The sequence below is a fragment of the Rhodovulum sp. genome (assembly GCF_011048875.1).
Lineage (GTDB): Bacteria > Pseudomonadota > Alphaproteobacteria > Rhodobacterales > Rhodobacteraceae > Rhodovulum > Rhodovulum tesquicola.
On record NZ_DSDD01000369.1, the window covers coordinates 1 to 2557 of the forward strand.

At 68.9% G+C, this 2557-nt stretch carries 3 protein-coding genes; all 3 read left to right on the forward strand.

All coding sequences use genetic code 11. From position 1 onward, the window contains the following. A partial coding sequence (locus ENN83_RS12825) for an RrF2 family transcriptional regulator (RefSeq protein ID WP_287187565.1) occupies positions 1–471 on the forward strand: 471 nt, incomplete at its 5' end. Positions 472–584: 113 nt separating this feature from the next. Continuing rightward, positions 585–1862, forward strand: coding sequence for a glycerate kinase type-2 family protein (locus tag ENN83_RS12830; protein WP_287187566.1), 1278 nt, complete (start codon positions 585–587; stop codon positions 1860–1862). Positions 1863–1985: 123 nt separating this feature from the next. Beyond that, a partial coding sequence (locus ENN83_RS12835; RefSeq protein WP_287187567.1) for an alpha-amylase family glycosyl hydrolase occupies positions 1986–2557 on the forward strand: 572 nt, incomplete at its 3' end.

Genomic DNA, 2557 nt, shown 5'->3' on the forward strand with positions numbered 1-2557 from the left:
CCGCTAATGAGGTTGACGATACGGACCAATATCGCGATGCGCGCACTGATGTATTGCGCCGTGAACAGCGGGCGCACGGTGCGCAAGTCCGACATTGCCTCGTCCTGCAACACCTCGGAAAACCATATGGCGCAGGTGATCAACACGCTGGCCCATCACGGCCTGGTCAAGACCACGCGCGGCCGCAATGGCGGGCTGACGCTGCAGCGACCGCCCGAGGACATCACCGTGGGCGAGGTATTCCGTCATCTGGAATCGGGCGTGCCCTTTGCCGAGTGCTTCGACCCGGCCACCAACACCTGCCCGATCTCGTGCTGCTGCAAGCTGCAAGGCACGCTGCACAAGGCGATCGACGCCTTCTACCGCACGCTGGACGAGGTGACGCTGGCCGATCTGGTGACGGACAACCATGGCCTGGCACGGGCGCTGATGCTGATCGAGCCGGAAGATACTCGCGTCGCCAGCGCCTGACACGCGGAGGGCGAGGCCCCCCGGATCGGACCGATGCGCGTGGTCCGGGCCTGGCCAGCGCCGTATCGGGCGGCTAGAACCGCTCCAGATCCCGCAACCGGAGCGCCCCGACCGTGACCGCCCCCCTTGCCTCCTCCCCGGCCACCTTTCTGCGCGGCCTGTTCGATGCCGCCGTCGCCGCCGCCGACCCGATGCGCACGGTGCCCGCGGCGCTGCCGCCGAAACCGCCGGGACGGGTTCTGGTGATCGGCGCCGGCAAGGCGTCGGCGCGGATGGCCGAAGCGGTGGAATCGGTCTGGGGCCCCTGCGAGGGGCTGGTCATCACCCGCTACGGCCATGCCCGTCCGACGCAGGGCATCGAGATCGTCGAGGCGGCGCATCCGGTGCCTGACGCGGCAGGCGTGGCGGCGACCGACCGGATGCTGGCTCTGCTGGACGGGGTCGGCGAGGACGATTTCGTCCTGGCGCTGATCTCGGGCGGCGGATCGGCCCTGCTGATCCGGCCCGCAGGCGCCATCACGCTGGCCGAGAAGCAGAAGGTCAATGCCGACCTCCTGGCCTCGGGGGCCCCGATCGGGCAGATGAACACGCTGCGCAAGCATCTCAGCCGGGTCAAGGGTGGCCAGCTTGCCGCCGCGGCGCATCCCGCACGGATGCTGGCCCTGATGATCTCGGACGTGCCGGGCGACGAACCGGCCTCCATCGCCTCGGGACCGACGGTGGGCGATGTCACCACGCCAGCAGACGCCCGCGCCATTCTCGACCGCTGGGCGATCACCCCGCCCGCCTCGGTCGCCACGGTGCTGGCGGACGAAACCGGCGTTCTGCGCCCCGACGATCCCCGCCTCGCACGCATCGAGAACCGGGTGATCGCGGCACCGTCACAATCGCTGGCGGCGGCGGCCGGGATCGCCCGCGCGTCGGGCTGTCGGGTCGAGATCCTGGGCGATGCGCTGGAGGGCGAGGCGCGCACGCTGGCCGCCGACCATGCCGCGCTGGCGCTGGCCCGGCAAGTTGCGATGGCGCCCGACGCGGCGCCCCTGGTGCTGCTGTCGGGCGGCGAATGCACGGTCACGCGGCGAGGCGATGGGATTGGCGGGCCGAACGCGGAATATGCGCTGGCCATGGCCGCGGCGCTGGACGGCGCGACCGGCATCCATGCCATTGCCTGCGACACCGACGGGGTGGATGGCGCGGCCGAGGTCGCGGGCGCGGTGATCGGCCCCGACACCCCCGCCAAGGCCCGCGCGGCGGGGCGCGACATGGCCGAGGCGCTGGCCGACAATGACAGCCACGGGTTCTTTGCCGCGCTGGGCGATCAGGTGATCTCCGGGCCAACCCTGACCAATGTCAACGATTTCCGGGCGATCCTGATCCTGCCACCGGCCTGAACCTTCGGCAGGGTGCCCAAAACCTGTGCATCCCGCCGCGCCAACAGGCGAATGCGTCGGCTCCGCCTTGAACAGGCGCACGCTCCGCGCAACTCTGGCCGGAATTGCAACAGCCGGACCGCCATGACCACACCGCCGCAGACCCTGCGCATGAAGCTGGCCGATCTTGTCGGCAGGATCTATCCCGACCACGACTGCGCGCATCTGGTCGCCCGCATCGTCGAGGCGTTCTGGCCCGAGGGCAGCCGTCCGCGCAGGCGCGCGCGCATGCCCTCGAACCGGCTGTGGTCGGCGGCCGACAGCATGGTCATCACCTATGGCAACAGCATCGTGGACGGCCAGCACAAGCCGCTGGACCTGCTGAACGACTTCCTGCACCGCTTTCTCGCGGACACGGTAAGTTCGGTGCATATCCTGCCCTTCTTCCCCTTCACCTCGGATGACGGCTTTGCGGTGACCGATTACCGCTCGGTCAATTCCAGCCTGGGGGACTGGTCCGATATCAGACGCATCGCGCGGGATTTCCGGGTGATGTCGGATCTGGTGCTGAACCATGTCTCCAGCCAGTCGACATGGTTCAATGCCTATCGTCAGGGCCATCCGCCTTACGACCGCTTCTTCTTCGAAGCCGATCCCGAAGACGACCTGTCCACCGTGGTTCGTCCGCGCACCAGCCCGTTGCTGCGCGAGGTCGA